This is a genomic window from Olsenella sp. KH3B4, assembly GCA_900111695.1.
Taxonomy (GTDB): Bacteria; Actinomycetota; Coriobacteriia; order Coriobacteriales; family Atopobiaceae; genus Tractidigestivibacter.
Genome location: FOHD01000001.1, coordinates 438,250 through 444,756 on the forward strand (window position 1 = coordinate 438,250; position 6,507 = coordinate 444,756).

General features: G+C 60.7%; 6 protein-coding genes. All 6 read right to left on the bottom strand.

Annotated elements, in window-relative coordinates:
- Positions 1-221: 221 nt before the first annotated feature.
- On the bottom strand, positions 222-1,232 hold the full coding sequence (locus tag BMX94_RS01960) for an ABC transporter ATP-binding protein (RefSeq protein ID WP_091002820.1): 1,011 nt from the start codon (positions 1,230-1,232) through the stop codon (positions 222-224).
- Positions 1,232-2,344 carry an ABC transporter ATP-binding protein gene (locus BMX94_RS01965; RefSeq protein WP_177171286.1) on the bottom strand — a complete coding sequence of 371 codons (1,113 nt, stop codon included), beginning with the start codon at positions 2,342-2,344 and terminating at the stop codon, positions 1,232-1,234. The genes BMX94_RS01960 and BMX94_RS01965 overlap by 1 nt, the downstream gene beginning before the upstream one ends.
- A 3-nt stretch (positions 2,345-2,347) precedes the next feature.
- On the bottom strand, positions 2,348-3,319 hold the full coding sequence (locus BMX94_RS01970) for an ABC transporter permease (protein WP_083432334.1): 972 nt from the start codon (positions 3,317-3,319) through the stop codon (positions 2,348-2,350).
- A 6-nt stretch (positions 3,320-3,325) separates the two neighbouring features.
- Entirely contained in the window at positions 3,326-4,366 is a 1,041-nt protein-coding gene (locus BMX94_RS01975) for an ABC transporter permease (protein WP_091002822.1), read from the bottom strand.
- 98 nt (positions 4,367-4,464) lie between these two features.
- On the bottom strand, positions 4,465-6,147 hold the full coding sequence (locus BMX94_RS01980; RefSeq protein ID WP_091002824.1) for a peptide ABC transporter substrate-binding protein: 1,683 nt from the start codon (positions 6,145-6,147) through the stop codon (positions 4,465-4,467).
- A gap of 84 nt (positions 6,148-6,231) precedes the next feature.
- Positions 6,232-6,507 (bottom strand): IS3 family transposase (locus BMX94_RS10885; RefSeq protein ID WP_091002827.1); only part of this gene is annotated, 276 nt, incomplete at its 5' end.

The window sequence follows — 6,507 nt, forward strand, 5'->3', positions numbered from 1 at the left end:
ACAACGAAAAGGGACGAGTTTTCGCCATATGGCCACCCACGTGTTGCGTGTCACGCAACGCCATGTGGGTCTGACGCAGCACGACACAACATGGGGTAGTCTAGCACCACGTCTACGTTACACAACGGAAAACAGAATGGAAACCAAACGACCAAAACGCCCCACGCCAGTGACCTTGGGTCGAGACGCGGGGCGAATTGATTCAAGAACTGATGGGTTATCTAAAGCTCGATCGACGAATCCTTGATGGGGAACGGCTGACCGTAGTGGCAGGCGCAGAAGTGTCCGCCGCCAAGGTCGCAGAAGTCCGGGTGCTCCTTGGCGCACTTCTCCGTAGCAAGCGGGCAGCGCGTGTGGAAGCGGCAGCCGGAGGGCGGGTCGATGGGCGACGGCGGGTCGCCGGCAAGGATGATGCGCTTGCGCGAGTGCTGGATGTCGGGGTCGGGCACGGGGACCGCCGAGAGGAGCGACTGCGTATAGGGATGGCAGGGCTTCTCGTAGAGCTCCTTCCAGTCCGCGTACTCCATGAGGTTGCCCAGGTACATGACAGCAACGTGATCAGAGACGTGCTGCACCACCGAGAGGTCGTGAGCGATAAAGAGATAGGCCGTCCCAAACTCCTGCTGAAGATCAGCAAGGAGGTTCAAGACCTGTGCCTGGATGGAGACATCAAGCGCCGAGACCGGCTCGTCGCAGATGATGAGCTTGGGCTTTAAGGCAAACGCACGCGCAATGCCCACGCGCTGGCGCTGGCCTCCCGAGAACTCGTGCGGGTAGCGGTTGATGTGCTCGGGGTTCAGACCAACCATGTCGAGAAGGGACGCAACGTACTTGGTGCGCTCTGCCTTGTCAGGCATCACGTTGTGGATGACGAGCGGCTCAGAGACAATCTCGCCGATGGTCATGCGCGGATTGAGGCTCGCATAGGGATCCTGGAAGATGTACTGCATTTCTCGGCGCATGGCCTTGAGCTCCCTGCGGTTCATCTTCGTGACGTCTTTGCCATCGAAGGTGATCTTGCCGGAGGTGGGCTCGATGAGGCGCATGATGCAGCGACCGGTGGTGGACTTGCCGCAGCCCGACTCGCCAACCAGGCCAAGGGTCTGGCCGGGGTAGATCTCGAAGCTCACGTCACTTACGGCGGAGACCTTGCGCTTCTCGCGCGAGAAGACGCTCGAATCTACCGGGAACTCCTTGGTGAGGTGCTCGACCTTGAGAAGGGGCTCTGCCATTAGGCCTCGCCTCCCTTCTCGGCCTGCGCGGATGCCGCGCCCGCACTCCTACTCGTCTTGGGAGCGTTCTTGGCAACAAAGTCCTTGTCAAGCGCATAGTGGCAGCACGAGTAGTGATTGGGTCCAACCTCGATGCGTCCGGGGCGCTCGGTGCGGCACTTGTCCGTGGCATACGGGCAACGCGGCGAGAAGGCACAGCCGGCGGGAAGCCTCACGAGCGAGGGCGGGTTGCCCTTGATGGGCGTGAGCGGGTGCTTTTCGGTCATGACGGGGTCGGGGATCGAACGGGTGAGGCCCCAGGTATAGGGGTGCGTGGAGTTATAGAAGACCTCCTCGGCAGGGCCAAACTCCACGGGGTGACCCGCGTACATGACCATGATCTTGTCGGCAACGTCGGCAACGACGCCCAGGTCGTGGGTGATCATCACGATGGCGTTGCCGTTCTTCTTCTGCATCTCGCGCATGAGCTCGATGATCTGCGCCTGGATGGTCACGTCGAGGGCCGTGGTGGGCTCGTCGGCGATGAGGATGTCGGGGTCGCAGGCAAGCGCCATGGCAATCATGACGCGCTGGCGCATGCCACCGGAGAACTGATGCGGGTAGTCCTTGACGCGCTGCTCGGGGTTGGGGATGCCCACCATGTCGAGAAGCTCGATGGAGCGCTTGAGTGCCTCATCCTTGGAGTAGCCGCGGTGCAGGCGCATGCCCTCGCCCAGCTGGCGACCAATGGTGTAGACCGGGTTCAGCGAGGTCATGGGGTCCTGGAAGATCATCGCGATGTCGTTGCCGCGGATGTCCTGCATCTGCTCCTCGCTCATCTTGAGGAGGGACTGGCCACGGTAGCGAACGTCACCCCCCTCGATGCGTCCCGGGGGCATGTCGATGAGGCCCATGATGGTGAGGTGCGTGACGGACTTGCCGGAGCCAGACTCCCCCACCACGCCGAGCGTCTCGCCGCGGTCGAGGGTGTAGGACACGCCGTCCACGGCCTTGACCACGCCGTCCTGCGTGTGGAAGTACATCTTGAGGTCGTCGACCTCAAGAAGGTGCTCTCCTTCGGGGACGGGCTGGTCCTTGAGGTGCATCTGCACTCTAGTCTTCTTCTCGAACATGGCTTAGGCATCCTTCATCTTGACGTCGAGGGCATCGCGCAGACCGTCGCCCAGGAGGGTGAAGGCAAGCACTGTGGTAAGGATTGCGAGGCCGGGCATAATCATGAGCCAGGGCTGGGTGGCCAGGTAGGTTGCGCCGTCCTGAATCATGATGCCCCAAGAGGGATTAGGTGCCTGGACTCCCATACCCAGGAAGGACAGGGCAGCCTCGGTAAGGATTGCGGAGCCGATGTTCATCGTGGCGTAGACCACGATGACTGCCACGGAGTTGGGGAAGATGTGGCGGGCGATGATGCGCGCGTCGGAGGCGCCCATCGCACGCGCCGCGTCAACGTAGTCGTTCTCCTTGACAGTGAGGATTGCCGAACGGAACACGCGGGCGATGGACGGCCAGCCCAGGATGCCGATGGCGATAAACACGTTCTGGATGCCCGGCCCAATGACCGCAAGCATCGCGATGACAAAGAGCGTGTACGGGAAGGCTAAGAAGATGTCGGCCAACCTCATGATGATGGTGTCCCAAATGCCACCGTAATAGGCGGCAAGTGCGCCCATGATGAGGCCCAGCACGGTCGAAATGGCAGTTGCAAGAACGCCGACGGCAAGCGAGATCCTCGAACCGTAGATAACGCGGCACAGGACATCACGACCAAGTGTGTCCGTACCAAATGGGTGATCGGGGGACGGTGCAAGCCTCGAGTTCTGGGCCATGGTTGCCGAGTCGGTCTCAGTGGGATTGCCAAGCGTGCCTGGGACCCAGAGATCTGCCGTAAGCGCGACAACAATGACGATCCCAATCCAGATTATGCCAATCACGGCCAGCTTGTTGCGCTTAAGCCGCTTCCAGGCGTCGCCCCACATGGTTCTGGACGAGGTTTGGGCGTTGACGGCAGCTGCGGCGGCCTTCGCGGAGAAGATGCCAAGGGTGTTCTCGTCCTTTGGTGCCCCAGATGTCTGTGTGGTGTTTTCTGCCATGCCTGCCTACCTCTCGTTCTTTGGTGCGCCAAAGCGGATGCGCGGGTCAAGGAAGGCATAGCTCACGTCAACGACAAGATTGATGACCATGACCACGACCACGATGACGGTAACCGAGCCTAGCACCAGGGGCCAGTCGCGCTGGGTGATGGCGCGGTATGTCTCATAGCCAACTCCAGGCCAGTTGAAGACCGTCTCGGTCAGAATGGCACCGGCAAGCAGCCCGCCGAAGTCCATGCCAATGTAAGTGACAACGGGGATGAGCGCATTCTTGAGGGCGTGGTGGATGACGATGTCCTTACGAGATAGGCCCTTTGCCTTTGCCGTACGGATGTAGTCCTGGTTCATGACTTCAAGCAACTGAGACCGCATTATGCGGGCCGTATATGCCATTGAGATTGCTGCCAGAGTGAATGCGGGGAGTATGTAGTACATCCAGTCCTGAAATTCGGCATATGGCCCACCGGCACCTGATATGGGCAAATAGAAGGCACCGCCGGTCGCATCCTTAAGAAAAACGCCAAAGAACAACTGCAAGAGCATGCCCAGCCAGAACGCAGGCATGGAGACGAACAGGGCCGAGAGGAACGTTACAAATATGTCCCAGAATGAGTAGCGCTTGAGTGCGCTCACTATGCCGGCACCTATGCCGAGCACCGCCTCCATGATGATTGCCACAATGGCAAGTCTCACGGTGTAGGGGTACTTGTCTGCCAGGATGTTCGAGACCGACTGGCCCGACTTCTGGTAGCTCACGCCAAGGTCCCCGTGGAGAAGGCCACCAACGTAGAGGAAGTACCTCTCCCACATAGGGGTCTCGATGGTGTTGCCGTTCTCGTCATACTTGATTGTGCCATCATCGTTCGTCTCGATGAGGTGGAAGGAGGCGCGCAGGTTGTTCTCGGTGACGGGGTCGAGCTTCTTGTCGCCGGCAATCAACCTGATTGGGTCTCCCGGAACGATGTTCTCGAGGGAGAACAGAATCAGCGTGACTCCCAAGAACACCGGGATGAACTGCAGAACGCGCTTGATGATGTATTTTCCCATGGTCACTCCCCTGCCACCGCATGGGACGAGCGAATAGATGCCGATAAAAGACAGGGCGGGGCACCGGAGCCCCGATGCCCCGCACGAGCTTGTGGGGACTAGGCCTGGACGCTCGCCTCACCTAGGTGGGCAATGCCTGCCGGGTCGTAGTACAGGCTCTGAATCCTCTCGGAGCCAATGTGGTCGTGCGCGTAGAACATGATGGGGATGACCGGCATGTCCTCGCCCAGGAGCTTGCAGGCCTCGCGGTACTCGGACTTGCGCTCGTCCTCGTCGGTGACCTTGCGGGCCTCCTCGACGAGCTTGTCGAACTCGGGGTTGGAGTACTTGCCGTAGTTATTCGACGAGGTGCTGTAGAAGTTGGGGTACAGGAAGTTGTCCATATTGGGGTAGTCGGCAATCCAGCCCATTCGGGCAAGTTGGAAGCCACCGCCATCGAGCGCGGTGAGGTAGGTAGCCCACTCCTGGGAGTTCTGCTGAACGGTCACGCCAATAGCCTCGAAGTCGCCCTGGATGATGGACATGATGTCCTCGTGGCCACCGCCGGAGTTGTAGGAGAGCTTCACCGTGAGATTGCGCTTGCCATCCGCGTCTGCGGTGTAGCCAGCGCTATCAAGGATCTCTTTGGCCTTGTCGGGATTGTAGTCGCAGTACTCCCAGGTGGAGTCGGGAGAGTCGTCAATCAGCGGCGGGAAGCAGCTGGTAGCGGGCTTGCGGGAGCCCTCGAAGAGCGTGTCGCAGATGTTCTGGCGGTTGATGGCAAGACTGAGCGCCTGGCGGACCTCCTTCTTGCCAAGGTTCTCGTCTCCCATCTCGCAGATGAGCCAGTAGGTCGCGGCCTCAGAACCGGTGAGAACCTGCTTCTTCGGCGTCACGGTATAGCCGTCATCGGAGGTGCCGTACTGCTGCTCGACCTCGCCAAGGCGGCCGGAGGGCACGGAGCAGAAGTCGATGTTGCCGGCCTGGAACTCCTTGAATGCGGTATCCGGATCCTTCTGGATGGAGAAGTTCACGGCATCGAGCTTTGCGGGGGTGCCGTAGTAGCCGTCGAACTTCTTGACGTTGATGTACTGGCCGGAGACCCAGGTGCCATCCATCTGGAAGGGGCCATTGCCGATGGGGGCAACGAGGAAGCTGTCGGGATCGTCTCGTGCCGCCTTAGGAACAGGCACGAGCGCCTGGTGGGCGCAGACGAGCGGCCACTCGGACATAGGGGTGGTGAGCTCGAAGACGAGCGTGTTGTCGTCGGGGCACGTGACGCCAGAGATCTCGTCGGCCTCGCCCGCCTGCATCTCCTTGGCGCCCTTGACGGGGTCGAGGTGGTAGGCAACGTCCGAGGGGGTCTTCATCGTTGGGTCGCAGATGCGCTCAAAGGCGCGCTTGAAGTCCTCTGCCTTCACGGTGTCACCGTTGTGGAACTTGCAGTCCTTGCGGATGTGGAAGGTCCACTGGGTCGCGTCGTCGTTGGACTCCCAGGACTCGGCCGCCGCCGGCTCAAGCTCCTTGGTGTCGTAGTTGTACTTGGTGAGGGAATCGAACAGGCACTTCGCGACCTGGGTGCCCTCGGACTCCTGCGTGTTGTAGGGGTCGATGGCAACGGGGTCGTTGATGTAGTACTTCAGCACGCCGCCCGTGCTGGCTCCCGCATCAGAAGAAGAGCCACCCGAAGTCGCACTTCCAGAGTTGTTCTTGCCGCATCCCGCGAGACCGGCCAGTGCGGCGGCTGCGACGCCACCCTTGATGAAGCCTCGACGAGAGACTCCGCCAAACCTGTCTTCCATATGCTCCTCCTCTTCCACACCAATTTGACTGTCAAAGCATCAAGTCCCACCTTGAGGGACCCCGGACGTTCCTCTGGACCGCCGCTACGCCGCGTAACCCAGCGCCGCACGGTGCTCCCTTATCGTCCTCCATCCTAGCGCCTTCTTCGGCTTCCCGCCCCTGTACCACTCGATGTAGGAGCCCAGCCTCTCGCTGAACTCCGCGAACGTCACGCCCCGCCAGTCGGTCCCGTGGAAGAAGTCGCTCTTGAGAGTGCCGAAGAACCCCTCGCACCTCGCGTTGTCCGGGCTCCTGGCCTTGCGCGACATCGAGCGCGTCACGTGGCCGGCGGCGCACGCCGCCGCCCACTCGTCCGTCAT

Bases quoted from the DNA above. Each gene is read 5' to 3' on its own strand.
- BMX94_RS01960 (WP_091002820.1), bottom strand. From the start codon at position 1,232: ATGGCAGAGCCCCTTCTCAAGGTCGAGCACCTCACCAAGGAGTTCCCG.
- BMX94_RS01975 (WP_091002822.1), bottom strand. From the start codon at position 4,366: ATGGGAAAATACATCATCAAGCGCGTTCTGCAGTTCATCCCGGTGTTC.
- BMX94_RS01965 (WP_177171286.1), bottom strand. From the start codon at position 2,344: ATGTTCGAGAAGAAGACTAGAGTGCAGATGCACCTCAAGGACCAGCCC.
- BMX94_RS01980 (WP_091002824.1), bottom strand. From the start codon at position 6,147: ATGGAAGACAGGTTTGGCGGAGTCTCTCGTCGAGGCTTCATCAAGGGT.
- BMX94_RS01970 (WP_083432334.1), bottom strand. From the start codon at position 3,319: ATGGCAGAAAACACCACACAGACATCTGGGGCACCAAAGGACGAGAAC.